Source organism: Bradyrhizobium sp. Ce-3, assembly GCF_022835695.1.
Classification (GTDB): Bacteria; Pseudomonadota; Alphaproteobacteria; order Rhizobiales; family Xanthobacteraceae; genus Bradyrhizobium.
The window spans coordinates 14364-40354 of the sequence record NZ_BQUV01000008.1 but is presented as its reverse complement, the minus strand read 5'-3'; the positions used below and the strand labels follow the sequence as shown (position 1 = coordinate 40354).

General features: G+C 66.0%; 24 protein-coding genes. 7 read left to right on the top strand and 17 right to left on the bottom strand.

Features of this window, described 5'->3' with window-relative positions; all coding sequences use genetic code 11:
* Positions 1 to 144: 144 nt before the first annotated feature.
* Positions 145 to 1890, bottom strand: a complete 1746-nt coding sequence (locus tag BRSPCE3_RS25725; RefSeq protein ID WP_244069483.1) for an adenylate/guanylate cyclase domain-containing protein — start codon at positions 1888 to 1890, stop codon at positions 145 to 147.
* Positions 1891 to 2119: 229 nt separating this feature from the next.
* On the opposite strand from BRSPCE3_RS25725, the gene BRSPCE3_RS25720 reads away from it, so the two are divergent.
* Positions 2120 to 3670, top strand: coding sequence for a glycosyltransferase family 39 protein (locus BRSPCE3_RS25720; RefSeq protein WP_244069482.1), 1551 nt, complete (start codon positions 2120 to 2122; stop codon positions 3668 to 3670).
* A 141-nt stretch (positions 3671 to 3811) separates the two neighbouring features.
* Here BRSPCE3_RS25720 and BRSPCE3_RS25715 read toward each other — a convergent pair whose 3' ends face one another.
* Both BRSPCE3_RS25715 and BRSPCE3_RS25710 read right to left on the bottom strand, forming a co-directional pair.
* On the bottom strand, positions 3812 to 4843 hold the full coding sequence (locus BRSPCE3_RS25715; RefSeq protein ID WP_244069094.1) for a YcjF family protein: 1032 nt from the start codon (positions 4841 to 4843) through the stop codon (positions 3812 to 3814).
* On the bottom strand, positions 4840 to 6303 hold the full coding sequence (locus tag BRSPCE3_RS25710) for a YcjX family protein (protein WP_244069093.1): 1464 nt from the start codon (positions 6301 to 6303) through the stop codon (positions 4840 to 4842). The genes BRSPCE3_RS25715 and BRSPCE3_RS25710 overlap by 4 nt, the downstream gene beginning before the upstream one ends.
* A gap of 196 nt (positions 6304 to 6499) precedes the next feature.
* Here BRSPCE3_RS25710 and BRSPCE3_RS25705 point away from each other — a divergent pair, with 196 nt between their 5' ends.
* Both BRSPCE3_RS25705 and BRSPCE3_RS25700 read left to right on the top strand, forming a co-directional pair.
* Positions 6500 to 7195: a hemolysin III family protein gene (locus BRSPCE3_RS25705; protein WP_244069092.1), complete on the top strand. Its 696-nt coding sequence runs from the start codon at positions 6500 to 6502 to the stop codon at positions 7193 to 7195.
* A 251-nt stretch (positions 7196 to 7446) separates the two neighbouring features.
* Positions 7447 to 8241, top strand: a complete 795-nt coding sequence (locus tag BRSPCE3_RS25700; RefSeq protein WP_163149412.1) for an SDR family oxidoreductase — start codon at positions 7447 to 7449, stop codon at positions 8239 to 8241.
* A gap of 100 nt (positions 8242 to 8341) precedes the next feature.
* Here BRSPCE3_RS25700 and BRSPCE3_RS25695 read toward each other — a convergent pair whose 3' ends face one another.
* Positions 8342 to 8956, bottom strand: coding sequence for a TetR/AcrR family transcriptional regulator (locus BRSPCE3_RS25695; RefSeq protein WP_244069091.1), 615 nt, complete (start codon positions 8954 to 8956; stop codon positions 8342 to 8344).
* 92 nt (positions 8957 to 9048) lie between these two features.
* On the opposite strand from BRSPCE3_RS25695, the gene BRSPCE3_RS25690 reads away from it, so the two are divergent.
* Positions 9049 to 10596 carry a 4-hydroxyphenylacetate 3-hydroxylase family protein gene (locus tag BRSPCE3_RS25690; RefSeq protein WP_244069090.1) on the top strand — a complete coding sequence of 516 codons (1548 nt, stop codon included), beginning with the start codon at positions 9049 to 9051 and terminating at the stop codon, positions 10594 to 10596.
* Positions 10597 to 10841: 245 nt separating this feature from the next.
* Here the strand turns inward: BRSPCE3_RS25690 and mdlC are convergent, their stop codons facing one another.
* From mdlC to BRSPCE3_RS25670, 4 genes are all read right to left on the bottom strand, one after another.
* Positions 10842 to 12470, bottom strand: coding sequence for a benzoylformate decarboxylase (gene mdlC / locus BRSPCE3_RS25685; RefSeq protein ID WP_244069089.1), 1629 nt, complete (start codon positions 12468 to 12470; stop codon positions 10842 to 10844).
* Positions 12471 to 12819: 349 nt separating this feature from the next.
* Positions 12820 to 13707, bottom strand: coding sequence for a BJP family subclass B3 metallo-beta-lactamase (gene blaBJP / locus BRSPCE3_RS25680; RefSeq protein WP_244069088.1), 888 nt, complete (start codon positions 13705 to 13707; stop codon positions 12820 to 12822).
* 126 nt (positions 13708 to 13833) lie between these two features.
* Positions 13834 to 14217 (bottom strand): tautomerase family protein, encoded by a 384-nt coding sequence (locus BRSPCE3_RS25675; RefSeq protein ID WP_244069087.1) that lies wholly within the window; start codon positions 14215 to 14217, stop codon positions 13834 to 13836.
* A 72-nt stretch (positions 14218 to 14289) separates the two neighbouring features.
* Positions 14290 to 14796, bottom strand: a complete 507-nt coding sequence (locus BRSPCE3_RS25670; RefSeq protein WP_244069086.1) for a helix-turn-helix domain-containing protein — start codon at positions 14794 to 14796, stop codon at positions 14290 to 14292.
* A 112-nt stretch (positions 14797 to 14908) separates the two neighbouring features.
* On the opposite strand from BRSPCE3_RS25670, the gene BRSPCE3_RS25665 reads away from it, so the two are divergent.
* Positions 14909 to 15514: a VOC family protein gene (locus BRSPCE3_RS25665; protein WP_244069085.1), complete on the top strand. Its 606-nt coding sequence runs from the start codon at positions 14909 to 14911 to the stop codon at positions 15512 to 15514.
* A 71-nt stretch (positions 15515 to 15585) separates the two neighbouring features.
* On the opposite strand, the gene BRSPCE3_RS25660 is transcribed toward BRSPCE3_RS25665, so the two are convergent.
* The 5 genes from BRSPCE3_RS25660 to BRSPCE3_RS25640 all read right to left on the bottom strand — a co-directional run bounded on the left by BRSPCE3_RS25660 (position 15586) and on the right by BRSPCE3_RS25640 (position 20877).
* Positions 15586 to 16476: an MBL fold metallo-hydrolase gene (locus BRSPCE3_RS25660; protein ID WP_244069084.1), complete on the bottom strand. Its 891-nt coding sequence runs from the start codon at positions 16474 to 16476 to the stop codon at positions 15586 to 15588.
* 94 nt (positions 16477 to 16570) lie between these two features.
* Positions 16571 to 17623 carry a histidinol-phosphate transaminase gene (gene hisC / locus BRSPCE3_RS25655; RefSeq protein ID WP_244069083.1) on the bottom strand — a complete coding sequence of 351 codons (1053 nt, stop codon included), beginning with the start codon at positions 17621 to 17623 and terminating at the stop codon, positions 16571 to 16573.
* 90 nt (positions 17624 to 17713) lie between these two features.
* Positions 17714 to 18568, bottom strand: coding sequence for a MaoC family dehydratase N-terminal domain-containing protein (locus BRSPCE3_RS25650; protein ID WP_244069082.1), 855 nt, complete (start codon positions 18566 to 18568; stop codon positions 17714 to 17716).
* 27 nt (positions 18569 to 18595) lie between these two features.
* A complete protein-coding gene (locus BRSPCE3_RS25645; RefSeq protein WP_244069081.1) occupies positions 18596 to 19696 on the bottom strand; it encodes a CaiB/BaiF CoA-transferase family protein in 1101 nt (366 codons plus the stop codon).
* Positions 19697 to 19707: 11 nt separating this feature from the next.
* Positions 19708 to 20877, bottom strand: a complete 1170-nt coding sequence (locus tag BRSPCE3_RS25640; RefSeq protein WP_244069080.1) for an acyl-CoA dehydrogenase family protein — start codon at positions 20875 to 20877, stop codon at positions 19708 to 19710.
* Between the two features lie 122 nt (positions 20878 to 20999).
* On the opposite strand from BRSPCE3_RS25640, the gene BRSPCE3_RS25635 reads away from it, so the two are divergent.
* Positions 21000 to 21923 (top strand): LysR substrate-binding domain-containing protein, encoded by a 924-nt coding sequence (locus BRSPCE3_RS25635; RefSeq protein ID WP_244069079.1) that lies wholly within the window; start codon positions 21000 to 21002, stop codon positions 21921 to 21923.
* 13 nt (positions 21924 to 21936) lie between these two features.
* Here BRSPCE3_RS25635 and BRSPCE3_RS25630 read toward each other — a convergent pair whose 3' ends face one another.
* The 4 genes from BRSPCE3_RS25630 to BRSPCE3_RS25615 form a co-directional block, all read right to left on the bottom strand.
* Positions 21937 to 22530, bottom strand: a complete 594-nt coding sequence (locus BRSPCE3_RS25630) for a thiamine pyrophosphate-dependent enzyme (RefSeq protein WP_244069078.1) — start codon at positions 22528 to 22530, stop codon at positions 21937 to 21939.
* The gene (locus tag BRSPCE3_RS25625) at positions 22530 to 23090 is read right to left on the bottom strand and encodes a thiamine pyrophosphate-binding protein (protein WP_244069077.1); all 561 of its coding nucleotides are present in this window, start codon (positions 23088 to 23090) and stop codon (positions 22530 to 22532) included. Before BRSPCE3_RS25625 ends, BRSPCE3_RS25630 begins: the two co-directional genes overlap by 1 nt.
* A gap of 219 nt (positions 23091 to 23309) precedes the next feature.
* The gene (locus BRSPCE3_RS25620) at positions 23310 to 24113 is read right to left on the bottom strand and encodes an isocitrate lyase/phosphoenolpyruvate mutase family protein (RefSeq protein ID WP_244069076.1); all 804 of its coding nucleotides are present in this window, start codon (positions 24111 to 24113) and stop codon (positions 23310 to 23312) included.
* Positions 24114 to 24182: 69 nt separating this feature from the next.
* Complete coding sequence (locus BRSPCE3_RS25615; protein ID WP_244069075.1) at positions 24183 to 25082, bottom strand: alpha/beta fold hydrolase; 900 nt, start codon at positions 25080 to 25082, stop codon at positions 24183 to 24185.
* Positions 25083 to 25188: 106 nt separating this feature from the next.
* Here BRSPCE3_RS25615 and BRSPCE3_RS25610 point away from each other — a divergent pair, with 106 nt between their 5' ends.
* A complete protein-coding gene (locus BRSPCE3_RS25610) occupies positions 25189 to 25698 on the top strand; it encodes a MarR family winged helix-turn-helix transcriptional regulator (RefSeq protein ID WP_244069074.1) in 510 nt (169 codons plus the stop codon).
* Positions 25699 to 25991 lie beyond the last annotated feature (293 nt).

The window sequence follows — 25991 nt, the reverse complement described above, 5'->3', positions numbered from 1 at the left end:
CGTTGAACTCTGTCGCGGCGCGGTTGCAGTGTTACCCATCGCCAGTCAGTCGCATCCGGCACGGGGCACGTTCGAGCATCGCTGCTGAACGCACGTTCGGATGTGCGGAAGGTCACACTCGGAGTAGAGAGGAGATGAACCTGGTCAGGCCGCGACGGCGTGCCGGTCGTCGACCAGCGCGGCCAGCACGCGCGTGGCCTCGACGGTGCGTACGGTCATCGGCTCGTTACGGCCGCGGATCGAAACCTCCTGCGCCGGCAGGGCGTCGTCTGCGAGCCCGGCGGTGGCGCGCACCTCGTCGGAGATAACCGCCTCGCAGGCCAGCGACTTGGTCATGTCCTGCAGCCTGGCCGCGACGTTGACGGCATCGCCGAGCGCGGTGAACACCATGTGGTCGCGATAGCCGATATCGCCGACGATCACCTCGCCGCCATGGATGCCGATGCCGAAGCGGATCGGCTCCCGCAGATCGTGGCTGAGAAACTGGTTCAGCTCGTCGATATTGGTTGCGATCAGCGCCGCGGCGCGCAGCGCCTGGCGGCAGGCCACCTGGCGGTCGGTGCTGAGCCCGAACAGCGCCAGCATGCCGTCGCCGATGAACTGGTTGGGCCGCCCGCCGGCTTCCAGCACCGCCTGCGACACCGCGCCGAGGAAGCGGTTGACGATGAACACGGTGTCGAACGGCAGCCGCTTCTCGGCGAGCTGGGTCGAGCCGCGCATGTCGACGAACATGCTGACGAGGTAGCGCTCCTGGCCGACCCGCGTCGGATTGGCGGCGTGCGCGTTCGCCGACATGGTGTGCGGCAGGAACAGCTGGAAGAAGGTCAGGTCGCCGGTTGGCCGCAGCTGGCAGGCCAGCCGGATCGACGGATCGTCGGTGCCGACCCGGTGCAGCACGAAAGCCTCGCGCGGCGAGGGCTCCGGCAGTTCGGGGTGATCGCCGATGATGCGGATGCGGCAGGTCGAGCAGCGCGCGCGGCCGCCGCAGACGCTGGCATGCGGCACGTTGTAGCGCAGGCTCGCTTCCAGCACGCTCAATCCCTTCGGCACCCGCAGCGTGCGCCCGTTGCCGTAGGACAGCGCGATCATGCCGCCGCGGCGTTCCAGCAGGGACCTCGCACCGCGCGCCAGCAGCACGAGGCCGAGCAGGCCGAGATAGCCGATCGTCAGGTCATCCGTGATCCTTTCGAGCGTGGTGCCTTGGGCCGCAGTGCCGAGCTTCTGCACCGAGAGCTCCTCGCGTCGCCAGTCCGGATCCTGATAGTCGGCGACGGTGGCGCGGCCGGCCTGATAGACGCCGAGCATCGCCAGCGTCGGGATCAACACGGCCGCGGCCAGCAGGAACGGTGCGGCGCGCGGGAAGAACGGGCGCAGCCGCAGCCAGAAATATAGCCCGATGCAGCCATGGACCCAGGCGATCACCAGCACGGCCAGCATCGTCCACAGCCGGTTCGGCGAGGCGATGAAGAACGTGTACAGCTCCTGCGGATAGAGCTTTTCGTGTCCGTACAGGGTCTGGCCGAGCCGCACGCCGACGACGTGCGCGACGATCAGCATCGGGATGCTGAGGCCGAGCGTCAGCTGCAGCGGCTCGATCGCCTTCCAGTGGAACTCGCGGCGCTGATACAGCGCCCAGATGCCGAGGCAGGTATGCACCAGGCAGGCGGCGTAGAACACGATCGCGACCGGCAGGAACTGCCAGAACTCGGTGTGGTAATGCACCCCGATCGCCATCGCCTCGGTCGAGATATTGCCGAGCGCGTGGTTGAGGAAATGGCTGATCAGGTAGGCGAACATGATCGACCCGGTGACCAGCCGGACCTGCCGCAGGCCGACGCCACGGGCCAAATCCTGTAGATCCTGCAGGTGCTCGCGCGAGGGGGAGGCCATGTGATTCATGATCGGCAAGCCTAGTGGTTAATTCCCGCGCTGAACACCACCGCGGGTCCGGACGAGCCGTGATAGCTGGCCGTGCGGCACGTTGACACTCCGTTAAGAGTCGAACAAAAAGCGCGCCGTGACGATAGCCCAAGCCCGATCCGGAGCCGATAACAACAGCGTTAAGCCGGCCCGCTCGCGCGCGCCGGATTGGCGCGGCGTCATTGCCGTGATCGCAGCCATGACCGTGATGCGGCTGGTCTATGCCCATGCGCTCGATCTGCGCACCGACGAGGCCTATTACTGGACCTGGTCGAAGGAAAACGTGCTGTCGTTCCTCGACCATCCCCCGATGGTCGCCTGGTTCATCCGTTTTGGGACGTCGATCCTCGGCGACACCAATCTCGGCGTCCGCCTTGGCGGCATCGTGGCGATGCTGGCGACCCAGCTGCTGCTCGCCGACATCGTCCGCCGCGTGACATCGAGCAATGTCCGCGCCGTGATGCTGGCGCTGCTCCTGCCGGAGGCGGCGCTTTATTACGGGTTGTTAATGGCCAAGGTCGCGCCCGACACCGCGCTGATCCCGTTCTCGGTGGCGATGCTGTGGTCGCTGGTGCGATTGGCGCAAAGCAATGACGGGCGCTGGTGGCTCGCCGCCGGCCTGTTCGCCGGGCTGTCGCTGCTGTCGAAATTCACCGCGATCATGTTCGCGCCGGCGGTGCTCGCCTTCGCATTGGTGCCGGACTGGCGCTGGCGCTGGCTGCGCAGCCCGTATCCGTTTCTCGCCGCGCTGATCGCGGTCGTCGTGTTCTCGCCGGCCCTGATCTGGAATGCCGAGCACGACTGGGCCTCGTTCCGCTTCCAGGCGGTGCGCGCCACCGCCGAGCGCGCCTTCACGCTGCGCACCGTCGGCGAGTTCATCGGCATGCAGTTCGGCCTGGTCGGCTTCGTGCTGCTGCCGGTGACGCTGTTCGGCACGGTGCTGACGGCATGGCGCGGTTATCTCAGGCGCGAGCCGGTCGCGATCCTGCTTTCGACCGCGGTGCTGGTGCCGTTTGCCTATTTTCTCTGGAAGTCGCTGACACTGCGGGTCGGCGACACCTGGCCGATGTTTCTGTGGCCGGCCGGCTTTGCGGCGGTCGCCATCAATGTCACGCGGATGCCGTTCGAGGGCTGGTCGGTCGGGCTCGTCAAATCGACGGTCTCTTGGGCGCGCAGCGCGGTTTCGACCGGCATCGTCTTCGTGGTCTGCGTCTTCCTCTACTACATGGTCGCGCCGTGGAATCTGATCGGCCGCACCGATCCGATCGGCACGGAAGCGGGGTATGACGCGGTCGCCGCGCGCGTCGAGGCGCAGTTGCAGGCGACCGGCGCGACCTGGGTCGCGACGTCGGACTATCGCACCTACGCGATGCTGCGCTGGCTGCTGCGCGGGCGGGTGCCGGTGATCGAAATCACCGAGCGTGGCCGCTTCCAGGGCTTTGCCGATCCCGGCATGAGCCAGATCCGCGATCACACCGGCCTCTATGTCGGACGCGAGCCGGAGAACAATCTGCCGTTCTGGAACGAGACCACGGCCACGCGCCAGCCGCTGGAGCGCGTGACGCGCAGCTGGCGCGGCATGACGATGGATACCTATTCGCTGGAGAAGATCTCAGGCTGGACCCCCGACCTGTCGCCGCCGCCGGACACCACCTTCTTCCGCTGGCGTGTGCTGGCGATGCGTCCGGAGCCTTGCGAGATCGCCTTCTCCCCTTGTGGGAGAAGGTGGCAGCCGAAGGCTGCCGGATGAGGGGTATGTCTCCGCAAATGCGGTGCGTGTGGATGGATACCCCTCACCCAAGCGAGTTTGTGGCTCACATCTGAGCTGCCCTCTCCCACAAGGGGAGAGGGCGCAATAACGGGCGCGGGCGTTCGCTGAAGCAAGCCGCCGCTATTCCTCGTCCTCGCGCTTGCGGATCAGGTCTTTCGCGAGATCGGTCAGCGCCGGGCGCGGCAGCGCGTTGAAGGGCAACGGGCGGGTGACGTCGATCGCGGCGAGGCCGAGGCGGGCGGTCAACAGGCCGTTGAGCATGCCTTCGCCGAGCCGTTGCGACAGTTTTGCCGCGATGCCGTGGCCGAGCATCTGCTGGATCATGCTATCGCTCGCCGCCATGCCGCCGGTGATCGCGAGATGTGCGATGACGTGGCGCAGCAGGCGGATCATGCCGAGCGCGCCGGGCCGGCCGCCATAGAGCCGCGCCAGCTGGCGGATCATCCGCAAGCTCGCCACGAACACGAACAGCACGTCGAACAGCGCGCGCGGGCTAACTGCGGTGACGACGGAGACGCGCTGCGCCGCTGATGACACCAGCCGCCGCGCCTCCTCGTCGAGCGGCGTCATCAATTCGCGTTCGGCGAGGCGGATCATGTCGGCGCCATCAATGATATCATCGGTGTGGCTCTGCAACGCGCTGCGGGCGCGGGCGAGCTGCGGGGTCTGGTGCGCGAGCTTGAGCAAATCGGCAACGATCGCCCGGCTCGCGGCGCGGTCGTCGCTGATCAGCACTTCCGCTGCGCGCAGATGCAGCTTCTCGATGGTCGCCAGCCGCGCCAGGCCGACCAGCTCGCGCATGGTGACGACGCCGAGCGCCACCGTGGCGATCACGGCGAGCCCGAGCCCAAGGACGCCGAGACCTTCGTTGCGCGCGAACAGGTCCTCGACCAGGTTGATCACGCCGAGCCCGGTACCGAGCACCACGAGGCCCGCGACTGCGCTCCAGAACAACGTGCCCCAGCGGAAGCCGCGGCGCGCCGGCAGCAGGGGGGTATCGACCGGGATCGGGAGTTGCGCGGGCTCGGCCCGCGGCACGATCTGGATCGTGCCGCGGGTGAGGCGGCCATTGTCGTCCGGATCCATCACGACCACGCCGGGATCGTCGAGCTTGAACGTCGCCGGCCGCCGCGGAGGCGTCTTCTCGTTCATTGCAGTTTGTCTCCGATCAGGAACTGGAGGGCGCGGTCAAGGCGGATGTGAGGCAGCGTGGGCTCCGCGTCGCCGTTTCGTTCCAGCTTCGGCGGGCGGAAGCGCAGGAAGCGATAGTCGGCGGCATCGGTGCCGGTGCTCGAGAGGCCGCGGAATCCGCCGTTGAACAGCTCCTCCGGATCGTCGGGCAGGTCGCCCGGGAAGGTCGCGACCTCGGTTTCGCCGTCAAGCGTCTCGCCATTGGCGATTTCGCCCGGCGCCGGCGTGCCGAGGATCGACGGCAGCCGGTCGCGGCCGCGCTGGACCTGCGCCTCGCGCGTCGCGCGCACGGCGGCGAGCGCCACCACGTCGATCGCAGCTCCCGCATATTCGGCGCGCTCGGCGGCCTTGGCCACGATCCGCCGCAGCACGGCTTCCAGCCGGTCGTGGCTCTGGTGGTGCAGATGGTCGGCCTTGGTGGCCGCGAACAGGATGCGATCGATGCGCGGCCGGAACAGCGTGCTCAGGATCGTGCTGCGGCCGATCCGGAAACAGTCGAGGATGCCGGCAAGCGCGGCCTCGAGATCGTGCAGCGCCTCGGGACCGGCATTGAACGCGGCGAGCGCATCGGCCAGCACGATCTGGCGATCGAGCCGCGCGAAATGATCGCGGAAGAACGGCCGCACCACGACGTCCTTGTAGGCCTCGTAGCGCCGCCGCATCATCGCCCACAGCGAGCCGTCGGGCGCGCTGCCGTCCACCGGCACGTCGAGCGGCGCGAAGGTCAGCGCCGGCGTATTGGCGAGGTTGCCCGGCATCAGGAAGCGGCCGGGCGGCAGCAGGCTCATCGCAAAGCGCTCGTCGCGGCAGGCGCGCAGATAGTCGGTGAACAGTCGTGCCTCGGTGAGCGCGGCCTGCTCGTCCTCTTTAGCTTCAGGCTTCAGCGTCGCGAGATGGGCGTGCCACGGCGCGGCGAGCGTCGCGCGCAACGGCTCGCGCGACAGCGCAAGGCTCTCCGTCGACCATTGCTCGTAGCTCTTGTTGAGAAGCGGCAGGTCGAGCAGCCACTCGCCGGGATAGTCGACGATGTCGAGGGTCAGCGTGCGGTCCGCGCCATTTTGCCGCTGATACTCGATCACCAGGCGAAGCTCGGAGATGTCGGTGGTCGAGCTCGGCCAGGTCCGTTCCTCGACCAGGGTGCGGACGTGGTTCTCATAGGCGAAACGCGGCACTGCATCGTCAGGTTGCGGTGCGAGATAGGCACGCGCGATCCGCCCCGAGGCATAGGGCTCGAATACCGGGAAGCGGCCGCCGCGGGTCAGGCCGTGCACCAGCGCGGTGATGAACACGGTCTTGCCGGCGCGCGACAGGCCGGTGACGCCGAGCCGCACCGTCGGGTTGAAGAAGCCCTCGCCATAGTCGAGCAGCGCCCGCGCCGAGAGACGCGCTTCCTCGACGATATCTTGGAAACTGGGGGGCATGGAGGGTTGACGAAAAACCCGGCAGGAGGGGGCCAAAAGCGGCGGGCGATCACCCGCAAGGTGGCGATTATCGGGCCGAAATCAAGCTTCACATTTCCGGCGCCTTTGCAGGCGAGGGGATTGCCAAGGGGATGGGGATTGAACGCATCGCGCTGCCTGCGCTACCCATAGACTATCGGCCCACAGGAAAGCCTGCATGACGGTCTTTCGCCTGAAGCAACTTGCCCAGACCTCGATTCACGCGGCCGGCGCCGCGCTGTGGAACTACGACCGCGCCGAGCTGATCGCCGACGGCGTTGTCCATCTCGTCGGCGTCGCGTTCGGGCTGATTGCCGCCACCGCGTTGATCGTGTTGACCGCGGTCTATGCCGGCCCGTTCGACGTTGCCGTGGTCTCGGTCTATGTCGCGGGCCTGCTTGCCATGCTGGTGCTGTCTGCCACCTATAATCTCTGGCCGGTGTCGCGCGCCAAATGGGTGCTGCGGCGCTTCGATCATTCCGCGATCTATCTCCTGATCGCCGCGACCTACACGCCGTTCATCGTGGAACTGAAGGACAGTTATTTTGCAATCGCGCTGCTGGTCGGCGTGTGGTGCGTGGCGATCGTCGGGATCTGGCTGAAGCTGCGCTACCCCGGCCGGTTCGACCGGCTCTCGGTCGGGCTCTATCTCGCGATGGGCTGGAGCGGCATCATGCTCTACGACCGCGTCGTCAAGGCGCTGCCGGCGATGGCGCTCGGCTTCGTGCTGGCGGGCGGCATCCTCTACAGCCTGGGCGTGATCTTCCACTCCTGGCGGCGGCTGCGCTTCCAGAACGCGATCTGGCACGGCTTCGTGCTGCTCGGGGCTGCCTGCCATTACATGGCGGTGTTCGACGTCGTGCTGGCAAGCTGAAGTTCTCGCCATCTGCGCCGGATGGGCTATCATGTTTCGTGATACGCCCGTTGCGCGTTGTCCCGTCATCCCCGCGCAAAGGCTTCGCCTTTGTCGCTGGAGGAGCGCGGAGCGCGTCTCGAAGGATGCACGGCCCGGCCGGTGGCCGTCGACCCTTCGAGACGCCGCTGCGCGACTCCTCAGGGTGACGGGATATAGGAGCGGGGTGAGCAGAGCGACAGTGTGCAAGCAAAGATATCGGGAGGACGGCCATGCAGGTGGCAGGTAAAGTGGTGGTGGTCACCGGCGGTGGCAACGGCATCGGCAAGGCGCTGTGCGAGGCGTTCCACGCCGCGGGCGCATCCAAGGTCGTGGTGGTCGACCTCGATCATGCGGCGGCCGAGAAGGTCGCGGCCTCGGTCGGCGGCGCCGCGTTCAAATGCGATGTCGGGCAGGAGAAGAACATCCTGCACGTGATCGAGGAGACCGAGCGCATGTTCGGTCCGATCGCGCTGTTCTGCTCCAATGCCGGCATCGGCGGCGGCTTCGATCCGCTGTCGAAGAATGCCGGCGGCACCTCGGACGAGCCGTGGTCGCGGAGCTGGGCGATCCACGTGATGGCGCATGTCTATGCCGCCCGGCATCTGGTGCCGCGCATGAAGGCGCGCGGCGAGGGCTACTTCCTCAACACGATCTCGGCGGCGGGCCTGCTGTCGCAGGTCGGCAGCCCGGCTTACTCGACCACCAAGCACGCCGCGGTCGGCTTCGCCGAGAACCTCGCGATCTCGCACCGCGCCGACAACATCAAGGTCTCGATCCTCTGCCCGCAGGGCGTCGACACCAACATGCTGCGCTCGATCCCGAAGGGCCCGCAATCCGGCGACGGCGATCTCACCGCCGAGCAGGTCGCGCAGGATGCGCTGAAGGGCATCGAGCAGGAAACCTTCCTGATCCTGCCGCACCCGCAGGTGCTCGGCTACATGCGCAAGAAGACCGAGAACTACGACCGCTGGATCGGCGGCATGGCCAAGATCCAGGCCAAGATGCGCGAGAGCCACGGGAAGTGAGACCCATAGCCCGGATGAAGCGAAGCGTAATCCGGGTTGGATGTCGTGACGTGAATCCCGGATTTCGCTGCGCTTCATCCGGGCTACGCTAAGAGCCGCCTCACTCCTTCGCGAGCTGCGCGATCTTGTCGCGCAGATAGGCATCCATCAGATCGGGGGCCGAGGCGCCGAACATCCTGATGCGGCCGGTGTGCAGCAACAGCAACAGGCCGGTCGCGTGGGCGAAGCAGTCGACCATCACCGTGTTCGCCTTTGGCCGCGACGCGCCAAGCGCTTCGGCCGCCTCCGCGATCGGATGCAGCGCGGCTTCCAGCGCGGCGTTCAGCGCGTGGTCGCGGTCATGGCCGAGCCCGGCCGGCTTCATGCCGCCGCGGAACAGATAGAAGCCGAGATCGAGGTCGCGCGGATGGTCCGCATAATAGCGGAAGAACGCCATGCCGGCGGCGTGCAGCTTTTGCTTGGCGCCGCGCGTCGTCGCGACCGCCGCGCTGACGGCTTGGCCCAGCGAGGCCAGCGATTGCCGCAACACCTCGGCATAGATCGCCTCCTTGGAATCGAAGTGGAAATATAGCGCCGCCGGCGTGTAGCCGGCCCGGGTCGCGATCGCCCGCAGGCTGGCGCCCTCGAGGCCTTCCTCGGCGAACACGCTGCGCGCCGCATCGAGGATCAGCTCCCGCTTGTGGCGGCTGACCGCTTCCTTCCTGCTCTCGCGCATCTGCATGTCCGGGGCGAATCCGTTCTTGACTCAATTCTAACAGCGTTCAATAATCTAACACTGTTAGAATAAATGAGCAAGGGAGGAACGCCATGCTGATGACGGCTGCGGACTACCGGGAATCCCTGCGCCGCTACACGCCGCGGGTGTTCGTCAACGGCGCGGCGGTGGCAAGCGTCGCGGACGAGCCGCTGCTCGCGCCGGGCGTTGCCGGTGTCGGTGTGACCTATGATTTCGCGCACCAGCCCGAGCATGCGCCGATCATGACGGCGCGGCAGGCGACCTCGGGCAAGACCGTCAACCGCATGCTGCACATCGATCAGAGCTCGCAGGACCTGCTCTACAAGCTCGAGGCGGTGCGGCTGGTGTGCAGAACGTCGGGCTGCGCGCAGCGCTATCTCACCCATGATGCGTTCAATGGTCTCTATCAGTCGACGAAGCTGACCGACGACCGCCACGGCACCGATTACAGCCAGCGCTTCCTCAACTATCTGCACGCGGTGCAGGACCAGGACCTGACGCTCGGCATCGCCATGACCGACGCGAAGGGCGACCGCTCCAGGCGCCCGGGCCTGCAGGCCAATCCGGATGTCTATGTCCACATCAGGGAGCGTCGCCCGGATGGGATCGTGATCCGCGGCACCAAGGCGATCGTGACCGGCGCGCCCTACATGCACGAATTCCTGGTGATGCCGTGCCGCACCCACGTGCCCGACGACAAGGATTTTGCGGTCTGTTGCGCGGTGCCGGTCGATGCGCCCGGCGTTACCATCATCGCGCGCCCGGCCGGTCGGCCCGGCGACGCATCAGCAAAGTTCTCGGCGAAGTACGGCCAGTCGGTCGGGGTCGTGATCTTCGACGACGTATTCGTGCCGCACGACCGCGTCTTCCTCGCCGGCGAGACCGAGGAGGGCGGGTTCCTCACCACCTCCTACGCCACGCATCACCGGCATTCCTGCATCGGCGCGCGCGCCGGCTTCGGCGATCTCCTGATCGGCGCCGGCGCGCTGATGATCGAGGCCAATGGGCTCGATGCCGAGAAGCACGCGCATATCCGCGAGGCGATGGTCGAGCTCATCACCATCACCGAAAGCTTCTATGCCTGCGGCGTCGCGTCGTCGGTTTACTGCACGAAGGACCCGGCCGGCTCGGTGATGCCGGATGCGGTGTTCTCGAACATCGGCAAGCTGCTGCTGGCGACCAAGATCTACGACATGCATCGCGTCGCGCATTATGTCTCCGGCGGCCTGATCGTGGCGCTGCCGGGTCCCGACGAGGACCACAATCCCGAGACGCGCGCTTCGCTCGCCGCCGTGATGGGCGGACGTCCGGATATTCCGGCCGAGCAACGCGCCGAGGTGGCGCGGCTGATCGAGGACCTCACGGTTTCGCACGAAGCCGGTTGGTACTCGGTGATCTCGCTGCATGGCGGCGGCTCACCGGAGGCGATGAAGCGCGAGATCTGGCGCAACTATCCCGTGATGGAGAAGGCCGAGCTGGTCGAGACTCTGCTCGGCCGCGGCCTCGTCGACCAGGGACAGCGGGTGTCGAAGCAGCCCGGCCGCTGCTGCGCCACCGGCTGCGAGGTGCCGACGCCGTCGGCATCGGCGCTGGAGCAGGAGCCTGTTCTGGTGAGGTGAGCATGCCCGTCAGGCTCCCTCCCCCCTTGCGGGGGAGGGCTGGGGAGAGGGGTAAGCCCCGTGCGAGATGATTGAAGCGCGTTTCGCTTTCGCAACTGCGACCGCGCAGCATTGAGACGCATATAGAGAGTGCGCCGTGTGGCACCCCTCTCCCTAACCCTCCCCCCCGCAAGGGGGGAGGGAACCCGACCGCTGGTGGCTTCCTCACTACCTGTGCTGAAGGTTCGCCACGATCGGCCCGATCTTCACCCCTTCTGCGTGTAGAGCAGCGGCACCGCGGAATCCACCATCACCTCGATCAGGCTGGCGCCCGGATGACCGAGCGCGCGCTTGTAAGCACTCGCGAGCTCGGCCGACTTCGTCACCCGCACCGCGTCGCAGCCCATGCCTTCGGCGAGCTTGACGAAATCGATGCCGGGCAAATCGAGGCCCGGCACGTTGCGCACCTGCATCACCTGGCTGAACGAGCGCATCGCGCCATAACCGGAATTGTTCATCACGACGACCGTCAGCGGCAGCTTGCGCTGCGCGGCGGTCCACAGCGCCTGGATCGAATACATCGCCGAGCCGTCGCCGATCAGGCAGACCGTGCGCCCTGTGCTGCGGCCGAGCGCCATGCCGACCGCGGCCGGCAGGCTGTAGCCGAGGCCGCCGCTCGCCATGGTGTAGAAGCTGTCCTGGCCGCGCATCGGCATCGCCTTCTGCATCAGCGGGCGATGCGACGGCACTTCCTCGACCAGCGCATCATGCGGTCCCATCGCGGCCGAGAGCGCATGCAGCGCGTATTCGGCGGGGATCGGGTCGCCGGCTGCGGGCGCCGGCGGCAGGACGCGGCCGGCCGGCGCGGTGCGTTTGGTTTCGGGCAGCATCTCGAGCAGCGCCGAGAGCGCCGGCTTCATCGTCGCGACAATGCTGTGGCCGGCCGGCGTCATCGCGGCGGCGTCGGGATCATCGGTGATCTGGAAGATCGCGGTCGCGCCGTCGAAGATCGCGGCGTGGCCCTCGACATGGAAGGTGAACACCGGCGCGCCGACCACGACGACGAGATCATGCTCGCGCAGCGCATCGGAGAGCTGGCCCGGCGCGGCATGCAGGAAGCCGGCAAATTGCGGATGCCGTTCGGGGAACGAGCAGCGCGCCGAGAACGGACTGGCCCAGACCGCGGCCTTGGTCTTCTCGGCGACCTGCACCATGAGATCGACGGCTTGCGCGCGATCGACGGCGGGACCGACGACGAGGGCAGGGCGCTTGGCTTCCCCGAGCGCCGCCACCAGCGCCTGCATCGCCGACAGGTCGGGGCCGACCTCGCGGCTGACCTGGCGCGCGTCGAGCGGTTGCGTCGCATGCGCCCAGTCGTCGATCGGCACCGAGACGAAGGTCGGCCCGCATGGCGGCTGCATCGCGACATAGTAAGCGCGCGCGATCGCGGCGGGCACGTCCTCGGCCCGCGCCGGCTCGACCGCGAACTTCACGTAAGGCCGCGGGAATTCGGAGGCGCGCTCGGCGTAGAGGAAGGCCTGCAGCGGCATGATCGAGCGCGCCTGCTGGCCGGCGGTAATCACGAGCGGGGTCTGGTTGCGATAGGCGTTGTAGATGTTGCCGAGCGCGTTGCCGACGCCGGCCGCCGAATGCAGATTGACGAAACCGGCATTGCGCGTCGCCAGCGCATAGCCGTCGGCCATGCCGACCACGGAGGCCTCCTGCAGGCCGAGCACGTAATCGATGTCATCGGGCCAGTCGCTCAGAAACGGCAGCTCGGTCGAGCCGGGATTGCCGAACACGCGTCTGATGCCCCACGCGCGCAGCAGGCCGAAGGTGGCGTCCTTGACGGTGACGGTCCTGGCCTTGCCGGCGGCGGGTTTGCGCGAGGACATCGGGCGGCTCCCATTTGTGTCTTGTTGTGTTCCGTCATTGCGGGCAGCAAGAGCGGAAAGGCAATCCACCTGTCGATGGATTGCCTGACGATGTCAAGCTGCGCTGCATCCATAGTTGCCGCGGCAACGGCTGAAGAAATCCCAGACTGTTACTCCGCGTCATCCCGAGAGACCATGAATGTATGACTTTCGATCACGCAACATACTCGATGTCGTCCCGGCTTTCGCCGGGACGACGAGGGGGAGATTGCGCTGCATCCGTCATCCTTCGAGATGCGCTGCGCGCTCCTCCAGCGGCAAAGGCGCAGCCTTCGCGCGGGGATGACGGGACAACCTTTTACTTTGCTCCCTAATTCGCCTTCTGCAGCGCGGCGGTCTGCTTGGCGAGTTGCTTGTCGAAATCCTGCTCCAGCCCGGCCACATAGCTGGCATTCTCGCCGGGCTTGACGAACGGGTTCGGCGCGCCGTCCTTCATCTGCGCGCGCTTGGCCTGCATGTCGTAGACCTCCGGATGCGGCCCAAGCAGCACGTCGACCTTCATCGCCTCGACCTTGGCGAAGGTCGCGCGGTAGTCGTCGACGATGCCGGGATAGGTCGGGCGGCCGACCAACCGGTTCAGCGCCACCGTTCCGCTGCAGAAGAACAGCACGTTGCGCGTCTGGCTGCCGTCCCTCACCGTCATCTCCCAGCTGGTGCAGCCGGGCGAATGGCCGGGTGTAATGTGCGCGGTCAGTGTCACGTCGCCGAGCGTCACCTTGTCGCCTTCCTTGACGGTGCGGTCGACCTTCACAGGCGTAAAGGCGAGATCGGCGTTGCTCTCGTCGCCCGGATAGTAACCGCCCTCGAGCAGCGGCTTGTCGCGCTCGCCGGCGATCAGCTGCGCCCCGGTCTCCTGCTTGATCTCGGCGAAGCCGCCGGTGTGGTCGAGATGGGCGTGGCTGTTGAGGATGATCTTGATGTCGCCTTCCTTGAAGCCGAGCTTGGCGATGTTGTCCTTGATCATGCCGGTCGACTGCTGCATCGCCGTGTCCATCAGGATCAGCCCCTGCGACGTCTTGATGATGTAGACCGCGATCCCGTCCGTGCCCACGTAGTAGATGTTGTCGATCAGCTGGAACGGTTCGAACGGCGCGGTCCATTTCTTCATGACTGTTGCCATGAACTCCTTGAGCGTCTGTGCCTGCGCACCGGTTGCGATCAGCGCGAGCGCGCACAGCGCGGCTGCGATCGTCCTCATGGTTGCCTCCCTGCTTGTTGTTGTTCGTGCGGCGCGCACTATGCGTGCTGGCAATGCCGATCGCAAGCGGCGGACGGCAGACCGCCAGGCAGGTGGCCGTCCGTCCGGCGCATGCCTGTTGCGCGTTCAGCTCGCGTATTGGGCGATGCCGTTGCCGAACGACCAGTTCTCCTTGGCGACCTCCACCAGGTTGATGAAGATGTCGTCCGGGCGTCCCCGTAGCTGGCTCTGGAAGTCGTCGACGATCCGCTTGTAGAACGTCTTCTTCATCTCGACCGTGCGCCCCGCATTCAGCGTGATCTGGATGAAGACGAGATCGTCGCTGTAGCTGTTGCCGAGATAGTTGTCGGCATAGTTGAGGTCGCCGCGGTCGTGCTCGGTGATGACCTGAAACTTGTCATTCTCCGGCACGTTGATCACCTCGCGCATCGCCTTGTAGACGATCTCGCCCAGGGTCTTGCGATATTCGGCGGACTTGCCGCGTTTCAGGTCGATACGAACGAATGGCATGGTGGTCTCCTGTGTTGTGCGGGGCGGTCCCGCGTGATCGAGAGATTGCGAATGGCCTGGCGTCGTCGGAACTCAGCGACTTGCCTTGAAGGCCTCCCAGCGCGCGTCGCGCTCTCTTTGATATTTTGGCGTTCGCTCGGCCCCCATGTCGGCCCAGTGCAGCGGCTCGCCGCAGGACTGGCAGACCGGGCCGAGCCCGGCCGGCTTGCCGCAGCCAAGGTGCGTGTAGTTCATGGAGAGGCCGTCTTTGGGCGACTTGCACCAGGTCTCGCCCCAGGCGCGCAGCGCGAACAGCACGGGGAAGAAGGCCTCGCCTTTCTCCGTCAGATGATATTCGTGGCGCAGCGGGTGCTTGTTGTAGACGCGCCGCGTCACCAGGCCGTCCGCCTCCAGCTGCTTCAGCCGTGCCGCGATCATCTGCGGGGTCGCGCCGGTATAGGCCTGAATCTCCTCGAAACGGCGGTTGCGCGCGAACAGCTCGCGCAACACCAGCACCGTCCAGCGATCGCCCACCACGGTTTCCGCGCGTGCAATCGGACAGAGCGTTTGGTCAGCAGGTTTGCCCTTTGGCTTGGCCATCACGTTTTCTTCATCAGGCTTTTACTATGATTATCATAGTAACATGCGCTATCGTTGGTTCGGGTGCAACGGGCGACTTTAGCCCGGCCCCTCACATTTCAAGGAGCGAGCCATGAGTGCCGAAAGCAGGGTTCCGAAACCGGGGATCGACATGAAGCTCGAGGTCGTCGTGATTCCGGTGTCCGACGCCGATCGGGCCAAGCGCTTCTATGAAAATTTGGGTTGGCGGCTCGATGCCGACTTTGTCAGGGCGGACGGGTCGCGGGCGCTGCAACTGACGCCGCCGGGTTCGCCGACCTCCGTTCATCTCGACAGGGGCTCGGCGCTGCCGCGCTTCCTGATCGTCAACGATATCGAGGCGGCGCGCACCGAGCTGATCACACGCGGTGTCGACGTCAGCGAGGTGTTTCACCGCGGCGCGGAAGGCCGCATCATTGGGCCCGATCCGGAACGGCCGAGCTATGGCTCGCTCGCGACCTTCAGCGATCCCGACGGCAATGTCTGGCTGCTGCAGCAGGTCACGCAGCGTCTGCCCGGACGTATCGACGGCAACAGCGCGACGTTCGCCTCGCAGGGCGATCTCGCCGCTGCCCTGCGCCGTGCAGCAACGGCCCATGGCGAGCACGAAAAGCGGACCGGAAGGCCCGATGCGAACTGGCCGGACTGGTACGCCGACTACATCGTCCGTGAGCAGACCGGCAAGCCACTGCCGGAGTGAGCGGTCAAACAGGAGTATCCATTCGATCCGTGACAGTCAGCCGCAGCGCGCGGGCGGTTTGCACCCAGGCGTCACCGGGGAGCGGTGTTGAACACCGGCGCGTAGCTGCCGCCGTCTCGACGGATATGGGCGCAGCGCGTGCCGCGGAAGTGGGCGGGGATGACGAGCCGGCCGCTGTCAGCTGCCTCCGCCAGGATATTCGTGCGCGTCTTGCCGGCCAGTTGCGGGTCGGTGCAGGATGACGTCGACAGGCCGGGCTGGAAAATCTGCACCGGATTGTGCACGGCATCGCCGCAAAAGATCGCGCGATGTTGCGGGTAGTCCACCATCAATCCCATCTGGCCGCTGGTGTGGCCCGGCAACGGCACCAGCCGCAGGCCCGGTCCCAACTCATGGCCGTCGTCGACCAGATCGACCCGGCCGGCTTCGACGATCGGAATGACGCTCTGCTCCAGTGCGCGGGCGTGGATCGGCGGCGCGCGGCCGGCATCGTGCTGCGCCATCCAGTCGGCCAGCTCGCGGCGGCCGAACAGATAGCGCGCGTTGGCAAAGGTCGGCTGCCAGCGGCCGTTATCCTGGCGCGTATTCCAGCCGACGTGATCGACATGCAGATGGGTGCAGAACACCAGATCGATGCCGGCTGGATCGACGCCGCAGGCGTGCAACCGATCGAGATAGCTGCTGTCGCGCCGCCGATGCCAGGCCGGGATCTCCGGGATGTCCTTGTGCTCGCCGATGCAGGCGTCGATCAGCAGCGTTCGTCCGCCGGTTCTCACCACAAAACTCTGGATCGCGTGCTTTGCGAGGTTCGCGGCGAGATCGATAAACACCGGCTCCAGGGTATCGCGATGCGCCTCGATCAAGCCGCGATCGTATCCGGGCAGGAATTCGGAGAGCGGAAGCCCGAAATCATCGTCGTCGACGATAACGTCGACTGTTGCGTCGCCGATCGCAAATCGCATGACCGCTCCTTCCCGGAGAACCGTGCATCTTGCCGCGCGGTCACTATGCAGGTTGGCGCCATCGATCGCAAGTTGCGTGGTTTGCCGATGGACATCAGACCATGCCGCGCAGCAGGTCGAGCAGGCGGCCGCATTCATCGTCGGTGCCGACCGTGATGCGCAGGAAATCCTCGATCCGGGGCTTCTGGAAATGCCGCACCAGCACGCCACGCGCGCGCAGCTTCGCGGCCAGATCGGTACCGCGATGGCCACCATGGCGGGCGAATACGAAATTCGCATGCGACGGCAGCACCTCGAAGCCGAGCTCGCTGAGGCCGCGGGAGAGCGCCTCGCGACTCCTGATGATGCGCTGCCGCGTCTCCTCGAACCACGCGTCGTCCTCGATCGAGGCGACCGCGCCTGCGATCGCGAAGCAATCCAGCGGATAGGAGTTGAAGCTGTCCTTGACCCGCTCCAGCGCCTCGATCAGCGGGCGCTGGCCGATCGCGAAACCGACCCGCAGTCCCGCCAGCGCGCGCGACTTGGAGAGCGTCTGGATCACAAGCAGATTGTCGTGCCGCGCGACCAGCGGCACCGCGCTCTCGGCGCCGAAGTCGACATAGGCCTCGTCGACCACCACCAGCCGGTCCGGCTGCTCGGCGAGCAGCGCCTCGATCGCTGTGCGCGGCAGCGCGATGCCGGTCGGCGCGTTGGGATTGCACAGCAGGATGGCGCTGTCCGGGCGCCGGTAGTCGGCAAGGTTGATCCGCATCGCGGCATCGAGCGGCACGGTTTCGTAACCGACGCCATAGAGGCGGCAATAGACCGGGTAGAAGCTGTAGGTGATGTCGGGGAACAGCAGCGGCGCGTCGTGCTTCAGCAGCGCTGGAAAGGCGTGCGCCAGCACCTCGTCCGAGCCATTGCCGACGAACACCTCGTCCGCCGCGACACCGTAGCGCGCCGCGACCGCCTCGCGCAGGGCGGTTGCGCGCGGATCCGGATAGAGCCGCAGGCGATCCGTGGTCGCAGTGATCGCTGCGATCGCGCGCGGCGACGGCGGGTAGGGATTCTCGTTGGTATTGAGCTTGACGAGGCCGTCGATCTTGGGCTGCTCGCCGGGCACGTAGGGCGACAGGTTGTGGACGACCGAACTCCAGAAGCGACTCATGATCCCGTGATCCGTGGCTGAATGCGACCACAGTAAAGGATAGATGACGCCGGCGAAAGCCGGCCCTTCATCTCGTGTCGCAATCGGACCTTACCAGGTCGCCGTGCCCTTCATGGTCGGCTGGCCCTCGGCATTGGCGGTCCACAGCTCCATGCCGCCGTCCTTGTCATTGGCATTGATCGAGAACTCGCTGCCCTCGAACAGCGGCTGCACGCCACGATAGGAAAGCTTCTTCGGCGGCTTGCCGCCGCGGAGTTTCGCGGCGAGCTCGACGATGAAGGAGGCCTGCAGCGGGCCGTGGAAGATCAGGCCCGGATAGCCCTCGACCTTGGTGACGTAGTCGCGGTCGTAGTGGATGCGGTGGCCGTTGAAGGTCAACGCCGAGTAACGAAACAGCAGCACCGGATCGGACACATGGCTCTCGCGATGCTGCGCGACCGGGGGAGGCGGCGGCGCCTTGGCCGGAGCTGCGCCTTGCGTCGCCGTCATCTCGCGATAGACGATGTCCTGCCGCTCGCGGACCGCAAGCCCGCGCGACGTCGTCACCTCATGATTGACCGAGACGAAGCACAGCGTGCCGGTCGAGCCGGACTTCACCGTGACGTCGGCGATCTTCGAGGTCCGCTTGGCCTCGTCGCCGATGCGCAAGGCGTCGAAGAATTCGAGCTCGCCGCCGGCCCACATCCGGCGCGGCAGCGGCACCGGCGGCAGGAAGCCGCCGCGGGTCGGATGGCCGTCGGGGCCAAGCTGCGACATCGGAAACACCGGCTGCGCCAGGCACCAATGCGTGGTCCACGGCGCGGCGTCGCCGGCCTTCGGCTCGCCGATCTCCTGGAACAGCGTCGCACGCAGGCCCATCACGAGATACTTCGTGACGACGTCGGAGGCCTCCGTGGTCTTGCCGATCCATTGGCGGAGATGATCGAGGTCGAGTTTGTCGCTCATGGCTGTGTTGCCCGGGCAGGAGGGATTTCAGGAACGTTTGATGCGCTCGCCGATCGCGGGCACCTTGCCGTAAGGCCTGTCCTCGCCGACCACGATCGCAGCCGGCGCCGGATAGCTGACCTTGCCGTTCGGCGTGTCGACCTCGATGCGGCGCAGATGCGGATGCCTGGCGAGGTCATCCATGCTGTTGACCTCGGCGAAGGCGATGTCGGCTTCGGCGAGCCTCGCCAGCAACTCCTCGCGCGTCAATCTGCCGAAGCTGTCGCTGACGATGCCGTCGGTCAGAGCGCGGTTGCGCACGCGCTCGACCATGTTGGCGAAGCGCGGATCGTCGGGCAGGTCCGGCTGGCCCAGCACCTTGGCGCACAGCGTCTTCCACTCGCGCTCGCTCTGGATCGAGATCAGGATTTCCTTGCCGTCCCTGGAGCGGAACACCCCATAGGGCGCGATCGAGGGATGGGCGAGGCCGATGCGTTTCGGCGACTTGCCGTCCTCGGCATTGAGCAGCGGCACGGTGAGCCAGTCGGCCATCACGTCGAACATCGAGATCCGGATATCGGCGCCGTCTCCGGTGCGGCCGCGGCCGATCAGCGCCTCGAGGATCGCGGCATGCGCGGTGGCGCCGGTCGCGACGTCGACGATCGACATGCCGACGCGCGAGGCGCCCTCGGGACCACCGGTGATCGAGGCAAGGCCGCTCTCTGCCTGGATCAGGAGATCGTACGCCTTGCGGTCGGCATAGGGGCCGGTGTCGCCATAGCCGGTGATCGTGCACATGATCAGCTTCGGGTAGTCCTTGCGCAACCGTTCGCGCGAGAAGCCGAGCTTGTCCATCGAGCCCGGCTTCAAATTCTGCAGCAGTACGTCGGCGCTCGCGATCAGTTCTTCCAACTGCGCGCGGCCTTCCGTGGTGGCGAGGTCGACCACGGCGGAATCCTTGCCGCGGTTGAGCCAGACGAAATAGCTGCTCTGGCCCTTCGCCGCAGCGTCGTAGCCGCGGGCGAAATCGCCCTCCGGCCGCTCGATCTTGATGACATGGGCGCCGGCATCGGCCAGGCGTGACGAGCAGAACGGCGCGGCGACCGCCTGTTCGACGGCGATGACGGTCAATCCCTCAAGCGGCAGCATGATCAGACAACTCAGTAGGAGCGGGGCATGCCGAGCACATGCTCGGCGACGAAGGACAGGATCAGATTGGTCGAGATCGGCGCCACCTGGTAGAGCCGGGTTTCGCGGAACTTGCGCTCGACGTCGTACTCCTCGGCGAAGCCGAAGCCGCCATGGGTCTGCACGCAGGCATTGGCCGCTTCCCAGGACGCATCGGCCGCCAGCATCTTGGCCATGTTGGCCTCGGCGCCGCAGTCGAGCCCGGCTTCATATTTGCGGGTGGCTTCCTTCACCATCAATTCGGCCGCGCGCATCGAGGCGTAGGCCTTTGCGATCGGAAACTGGATTCCCTGGTTCTGGCCGATCGGCCGGCCGAACACGCTGCGCTCCTTGGCGTAGCTGGTCGCCTTCTGGATGAACCACTTGGCATCGCCGACGCATTCGGCCGCGATCAGGATGCGCTCGGCATTCATGCCGGAGAGGATGTAGCGGAAACCCTTGCCTTCCTCGCCGATCAGGTTTTCCGCCGGCACCTTCATATCGGTGAAGAACACTTCGGTGGTGGCGTGGTTCATCATGGTGCGGATCGGGCGGATCTCCAGCCCCTTGCCCTTCACCTCGCGCATGTCGACGATGAATACCGATAGCCCGTCGGTGCGCTTCTTCGACTGCTCCTTCGGTGTGGTGCGCGCCAGCAGCACCATCAGGTCGGAATATTCGGCGCGGCTGGTCCAGATCTTCTGGCCGTTGACGATGTAATGGTCACCGTCGCGGCGCGCAAAGGTCTTCAGCGAGGAGGTGTCGGTGCCGCTGGTCGGCTCGGTGACGCCGAACGCCTGCAGCCGCAATTCGCCGGTCGCGACCTTCGGCAGATATTTCGCCTTCTGCGCGTCGTTGCCGTGCCGCAGCACGGTGCCCATCGTGTACATCTGGGCGTGGCAGCCGCCGCCATTGCAGCCGGCGCGCTGGATCTCTTCCAGGATCGCCGCGGCTGCCGACAGTTTCAGGCCCGCGCCGCCGTATTCCTCGGGGATCAACACCGAGAGATAGCCGGCCTCGGTCAGCGCGTCGACGAACTCCTTCGGATAGGCCATCTGGCGGTCGAGCTTGCGCCAGTATTCGCCGGGAAACTGCGCGCAGAGTTTTGCGACGGCGTCGCGGATGTCGGAATGGTCGTCGATGTTCTGATCGTGTGAGGTCATTGTTCTGTCTTGCCGAGAGGTTGCGCCTGAAACGGACGAAACGCCCGCTGTTGTGGGACCCCGGTAAACTCCCTATGCTGTTTTGTTATAGCGTATGAACCTGCCTTCCAGGATTGGCAAGTATGGATTTCCGCCAGCTTAGGACCTTTGCGTGTGTCGCGGAACTGGGCAGCCTGAGCAAGGCATCCGATACCTTGCGGGTCGCGCAGCCGGCGCTGAGCCGGCAGATCAAGCTCTTGGAACACGAGCTGCGCACCGAATTGTTCACGCGCAACGGCCGCGGCATGGTGCTGACCGATGCCGGCCGGCTGCTGCTGGCGCGCACCGGGGGCATCGTGCGGCAGATCGACCAGATCCGCGACGACATCCAGTCCGCCGGCGGCGCGCCGTCGGGGCGCGTGGTGCTCGGTCTCGTGCCGACGGTGAGCTGCGTGATCTCGGCGCGGCTGGCGCGGCGCACGGTGGAACGCTATCCCGGCATCTCGCTCTGCATCGTCGAAAGCTACAGCGGCCATCTGATCGAATGGCTGCATCGCGGCGAGATGGATCTTGCGGTGATCTACGGCCCCTCGGTCGATCTGCATCTGGCGGTGCAGAGCCTCGGCCGCGACAGCATCGTCGCGGTCGGCCCGCGCGGCAGCGGGCTGAAGCAGAAGAAGCAGGTGGATTTCGGCTGGCTGATGCGCCAGCGCCTGGTGCTGCCAAGTCATTCGCACGGCCTCCGTGCGCTGCTCGAACATGCCGCGGCCAGAAAGAAGATCGATCTCGACGTCAAGCTGGAGGCGGATTCGTTCCGGGTGCTGACCAGCCTGGTCGAGGAAGGGCTCGGATACACCCTGCTGCCGCCGTCCTCGGTGCGCGCCGAGGTCGCGGAGGGCCGGCTCGAGACCGCCTCCATCGCACGTCCCGCGCCGCGGCGCGAGCTGACGCTGGCGTCGCCGGTCGAGCATCCCGGCTCCAACGCGATCACGCTGATTGCAAAATTGCTGCGCGACGAGGTCGCCGCGTGCCGCGCCGAGGGGCTCTGGGATATCCAGCTCGCCTGAGCGCGGCTTCGCATCACTTCACCGCGAGGCCGAGATGGCCGCGGAAGCGGTTCTTGAGATAGGTGCCGTCACGCGGCGGCAGCGCGCGCTCGACTTCGCCTGAGGCGATCCTGATCCGCGCCAGCCGGGGGCCGCCGCCGAGATCCTGCAGGCTCGCGCGGAAGCGCTCGATGCCGGCCATGTCGGCGATGTCGGAGACATTCCTGATGCCCGCGCCATCAGCGATCACCTCCAGCTTGGCGCCGAGGCCGGAATGGCTGAGCTGCATGCCGGTCTCGCCGAAATGGCCGTTGTCGAGCACTGCGATCGAGAGATTGCCGGGCTGCTTGGTCGCGATGGTCAAGAGGCTGCCGATTCCCATCAGCTGCTCGCCGTCACCTGTGATCACCAGCACCGGACGCTTCGGCTGTGCCAGTGCGAGGCCGAGCCCGACCATCGCAGCGCCTCCCATCGCGCCCCAGAGATAGAAATTGCCGGGGTGCTCGCCGGCATCGAACAGATCATAGGACGAGGAGCCGAGCCCGGAGATCACGAGCAGCTCGCCACGGTCGGCAAGCAGCGCCTTCACGGCGACGCGGCGGTCGAGAGTGCCTGTTGGCGCTGACATCAATGCGTCTCCCTGGTCCACTTCTTGCGGCCGATCATCCGTTGCGAGATCAGCACCGCGACCTGCTGGTCGCCGTCGTAGGCGAGCGAGGCGGCGGCCGAGATCACCTCCTCGGCGTCGTCGGGGTTTTCCAGCCGCAGCACGGTGGTGCCCATGATCTCGAAGGCCTGCGGCGTCGCGCGGCCCATCGGGATCTGCCAGGGATTGAACTCGGCCCATTCGCCGCGCATCGTCACCAAGGTCAGAAGCGGGAAGCGGCAGCTCGCCATCAGCGACAGCATGTTGACGCAATTGCCGACGCCGCTCGATTGCATCAGCAGCACCGCGCGGTCGCCGCCGAGCCAGGCGCCGGCGGACAGCGCCACGCCTTCCTCCTCGGTGGTCAGCACCGTGGTCTTGATGTCGGCATCGGCGTGCGAGAGCTTGATCAGCTTCGAGTGTCCCGCGTCGGGGACGTAGGACACCTGCGCCACGCCAAAGCTCTTCAGCGTGCGGTAGATCGCGACCGGCCAGTCGGTGCTGGTCGCGCTGTCCTGGTGAACGGCAATCTGGTCCATCATGGCCTCGGTCTGGGGACACGCAGCGGCACGTCTCACGCCGGAAGGCTTAGCGTGCGAGGAGGCTTAACTCCCTTCGCATCTGGCTCGCGCAGCTATACCGGATTTGTATATCCCCCGTCATTGCGAGCGAAGCGAAGCAATCCACCTCTCCACGCGTGGAGGGATGGATTGCTTCGTCGCTTTGCTCCTCGCAATGACGGGGGATGTGGATCTCTTGGTTCAGCCGTTCGGCTGCAGAAACGTGCCGTATTGCTTGCTGGACGCGACCGCGGCGGCGGCCTCTCCGATGACGCGCATCGCCGCCATCATCGGCCACGGCCCGAGGCTGATCCGGCGCACGCCGGCGCGGGCGAGTTCGTCGATTTCCGGAACGCCCCGCGTCACCATGATGTTGACCGGCAGCGGCGTTAGTTGAACGAGCCGCTCGATCAGCGCGAGGTCGGTCAAGCCCGGCACAAAGATTCCATCGGCGCCGGCCTCGGCATAGATTTTCGCTCGGCTCGCCGCTTCGTTCAGGCACTCTTCCGGCGAGCCGAATTTCAGCAGGAACGGATCGGTGCGCGCGTTGATGAAGAGACGAATTCCGGACTTGTGGGCGACATCCCGCACGGCGCTGATCTTCGCGGCATGCTGCTCGGGACTGGCGAGTTGGCGCTTGCCGCTGACCAGTCCGTCCTCGATGTTGATGCCGATGGCGCCGGCTTTCAGGATCCGCGCCGCCGAATGCGCGGCGGCGTCCGCGGTGTCGCCATATCCTGCCTCCAGATCGATCGATACCGGGACGGAGACCGCAGCGGTCATCCGCGAGATCAGGCCTTCGATCATGTCGAGCGGGGCGTTTTCCCCGTCGGCATAGCCGAGCGCGGCTGCGACCGCGCCGCTGCTGGTTGCGATGGCCGGCGAGCTTGTCGCGATCGCCTTGGCGGTCGCGACGTCCCAGGCGTTGAACAGGACCAGCGGATCGCCCTTCCTGTGCAGGGCATGAAAGGCTTCGGCGTGTTGTTGCTGCGTCGTGGCGTCCATTGCGCGCACTCCTTCTCGGGGAAATTGAAAGGTCTTGACGGACGCGACCGCGGCTTGCGGCGCGACTGTTCAGTCGGCGGCGTGCGTGGTGAACCAGTCCATGATCAGACCGGTGACCTCGGCCTCACGCTCGAGATGCGGGAAGTGTCCGACATCGGGCAGCACAACGCGCCGATGTGGCCCCTTGAAGAGCGGCTCTTCCTTGATCGAATACCGCACGGTCGGATCGTTGCCGCCATAGATCGTCAGCGTCGGCGTATGCATGTCGTTGATCGGCAGCCGGCCCGCAACGCCCGCATCGACCAGGCCGTTGTAGTATTTCAGCGCCGCCTTCATGGTGCCGGGAGAAGAGAGCGTCTGCTTGACCGAGCGGAGATGCGCGTCGTTCGCTAGGGTTGGCGACCACAGCTTCCAAAGGTAGTCGACGAAGGGAAGTCCCTCGATGTTGACCGCTGAGTGAGCGCCAGGCACCGTAAAGAAATAGACGTGGAAGACCGATCGAACGGCATCGGGATCGCTCCTGAGGCTTGGGATCGTGATCGGGTGCGCGGTGTTCATGACCACCGCGGCCTTGATCGCCGACGGCGCCGTGGCCAGCGCCTGGAAGGTCGAGGTGCCGCCCCAATCCATGCCGACGACGCAGGCGCGTCCGTCGTCGCTCAGCGCCGCGATCAGCGCTTCGAGATCCTGGCCCAGCGCGATCGGATCGAAGATGCCGTCGGCCGGAATCTCGGTCGGCGCATAGCCGCGCAGGAACGGCGCGACCGCGCGATAGCCGGCATCGGCGAACACCTGCAGCTGCTTGCGATACGACCAGGCGTTGTCGGGAAAGCCGTGCATGAACATGACGAGCGGTCCGCTGCCCTGTTCGAGATAGGCAAACCGCACGCCGTTGGCGTGGACGTATTTCAGTGCGGGCTCGCTGGCGGCGGCGTCAGGCGTTGCCAATGCGGTGCTTCGGATCGTCATCGCTCTCTCCATTTTTCGTCGTCCTTGCTCTCCCGGATAAATATGTGCGCAGCGCACATATCAGGTCAAGTTGTTTTTTGTGCGCAGCGCACATATTATTCCCGGCATGGAAAACGGAATCGCCAATCTGCTGGGCGCGCTGTCGCTCGCCGTCATGGATCGCATCGAGCAGGGCGCGCGCGAGGTGGTCGGCCGCGGCGGCGAGACGCCCGCGGCGCTCATCGTCATCGGCTACGGCCAGGGCATGACCAATGACAAGCTGAGGCGAATCCTCGGCCTGTCGCACTCTGGAACGGTGCGGCTGGTGGACCGTCTGGTGTCGGATCGGTTCGTCGAACGCCGTCCGGGAAAGGACGGCCGCGAGGTCGCCTTGCACCTGACGGCGTCAGGCACCGCGTCCCGCGACGAACTGTTGGCGTCGCGGATTTCAGCCGTGACGTCGCTGCTCGATGTGCTGTCGTCGACTGAGCGAAAGCAGCTCGCGACGCTGATCCGCGAGTTGCTGGCAAGGCAGGACACATCGGAAATGGATCGCTTCACGATCTGCCGGATGTGCGACGACCGGGTCTGCACCAATTGCCCGTTGCCGACCAACAAGGGCCAGCACGCGCGCTAGCATGCAGTGAGATTAAGTCGAACGGCGGCTGTGACGGCGCTGCGCTCCCTCTCCCCGTTCTTACGGGGAGAGGGTTGGGGTGAGGGGCTGTCTCCGCGGATACGATGATAGCTGCGTTCGCGGAGACTCCACCCGGAACGCTGCTAACGATACGTCTAGCCGAAGCTCCGCTTCGGCGTTGTTGAGAACGGCCGCCGAGGGCGGCCTAAGCCTCTCCCCGCAAGGGATGCGCATTGGCGCGTCCTCTTGCCGCTGGCTTAGGCCATGCCGGGGCTGCCTGCGCAGCTATGCCG

Coding starts and splice junctions, on each gene's coding strand:
- BRSPCE3_RS25725 (WP_244069483.1), bottom strand. CDS start 1,890: ATGGCCTCCCCCTCGCGCGAGCACCTGCAGGATCTACAGGATTTGGCC.
- BRSPCE3_RS25720 (WP_244069482.1), top strand. CDS start 2,120: ATGACCGTGATGCGGCTGGTCTATGCCCATGCGCTCGATCTGCGCACC.
- BRSPCE3_RS25715 (WP_244069094.1), bottom strand. CDS start 4,843: ATGAACGAGAAGACGCCTCCGCGGCGGCCGGCGACGTTCAAGCTCGAC.
- BRSPCE3_RS25710 (WP_244069093.1), bottom strand. CDS start 6,303: ATGCCCCCCAGTTTCCAAGATATCGTCGAGGAAGCGCGTCTCTCGGCG.
- BRSPCE3_RS25705 (WP_244069092.1), top strand. CDS start 6,500: ATGACGGTCTTTCGCCTGAAGCAACTTGCCCAGACCTCGATTCACGCG.
- BRSPCE3_RS25700 (WP_163149412.1), top strand. CDS start 7,447: ATGCAGGTGGCAGGTAAAGTGGTGGTGGTCACCGGCGGTGGCAACGGC.
- BRSPCE3_RS25695 (WP_244069091.1), bottom strand. CDS start 8,956: ATGCGCGAGAGCAGGAAGGAAGCGGTCAGCCGCCACAAGCGGGAGCTG.
- BRSPCE3_RS25690 (WP_244069090.1), top strand. CDS start 9,049: ATGCTGATGACGGCTGCGGACTACCGGGAATCCCTGCGCCGCTACACG.
- mdlC (WP_244069089.1), bottom strand. CDS start 12,470: ATGTCCTCGCGCAAACCCGCCGCCGGCAAGGCCAGGACCGTCACCGTC.
- blaBJP (WP_244069088.1), bottom strand. CDS start 13,707: ATGAGGACGATCGCAGCCGCGCTGTGCGCGCTCGCGCTGATCGCAACC.
- BRSPCE3_RS25675 (WP_244069087.1), bottom strand. CDS start 14,217: ATGCCATTCGTTCGTATCGACCTGAAACGCGGCAAGTCCGCCGAATAT.
- BRSPCE3_RS25670 (WP_244069086.1), bottom strand. CDS start 14,796: ATGGCCAAGCCAAAGGGCAAACCTGCTGACCAAACGCTCTGTCCGATT.
- BRSPCE3_RS25665 (WP_244069085.1), top strand. CDS start 14,909: ATGAGTGCCGAAAGCAGGGTTCCGAAACCGGGGATCGACATGAAGCTC.
- BRSPCE3_RS25660 (WP_244069084.1), bottom strand. CDS start 16,476: ATGCGATTTGCGATCGGCGACGCAACAGTCGACGTTATCGTCGACGAC.
- hisC (WP_244069083.1), bottom strand. CDS start 17,623: ATGAGTCGCTTCTGGAGTTCGGTCGTCCACAACCTGTCGCCCTACGTG.
- BRSPCE3_RS25650 (WP_244069082.1), bottom strand. CDS start 18,568: ATGAGCGACAAACTCGACCTCGATCATCTCCGCCAATGGATCGGCAAG.
- BRSPCE3_RS25645 (WP_244069081.1), bottom strand. CDS start 19,696: ATGCTGCCGCTTGAGGGATTGACCGTCATCGCCGTCGAACAGGCGGTC.
- BRSPCE3_RS25640 (WP_244069080.1), bottom strand. CDS start 20,877: ATGACCTCACACGATCAGAACATCGACGACCATTCCGACATCCGCGAC.
- BRSPCE3_RS25635 (WP_244069079.1), top strand. CDS start 21,000: ATGGATTTCCGCCAGCTTAGGACCTTTGCGTGTGTCGCGGAACTGGGC.
- BRSPCE3_RS25630 (WP_244069078.1), bottom strand. CDS start 22,530: ATGTCAGCGCCAACAGGCACTCTCGACCGCCGCGTCGCCGTGAAGGCG.
- BRSPCE3_RS25625 (WP_244069077.1), bottom strand. CDS start 23,090: ATGATGGACCAGATTGCCGTTCACCAGGACAGCGCGACCAGCACCGAC.
- BRSPCE3_RS25620 (WP_244069076.1), bottom strand. CDS start 24,113: ATGGACGCCACGACGCAGCAACAACACGCCGAAGCCTTTCATGCCCTG.
- BRSPCE3_RS25615 (WP_244069075.1), bottom strand. CDS start 25,082: ATGACGATCCGAAGCACCGCATTGGCAACGCCTGACGCCGCCGCCAGC.
- BRSPCE3_RS25610 (WP_244069074.1), top strand. CDS start 25,189: ATGGAAAACGGAATCGCCAATCTGCTGGGCGCGCTGTCGCTCGCCGTC.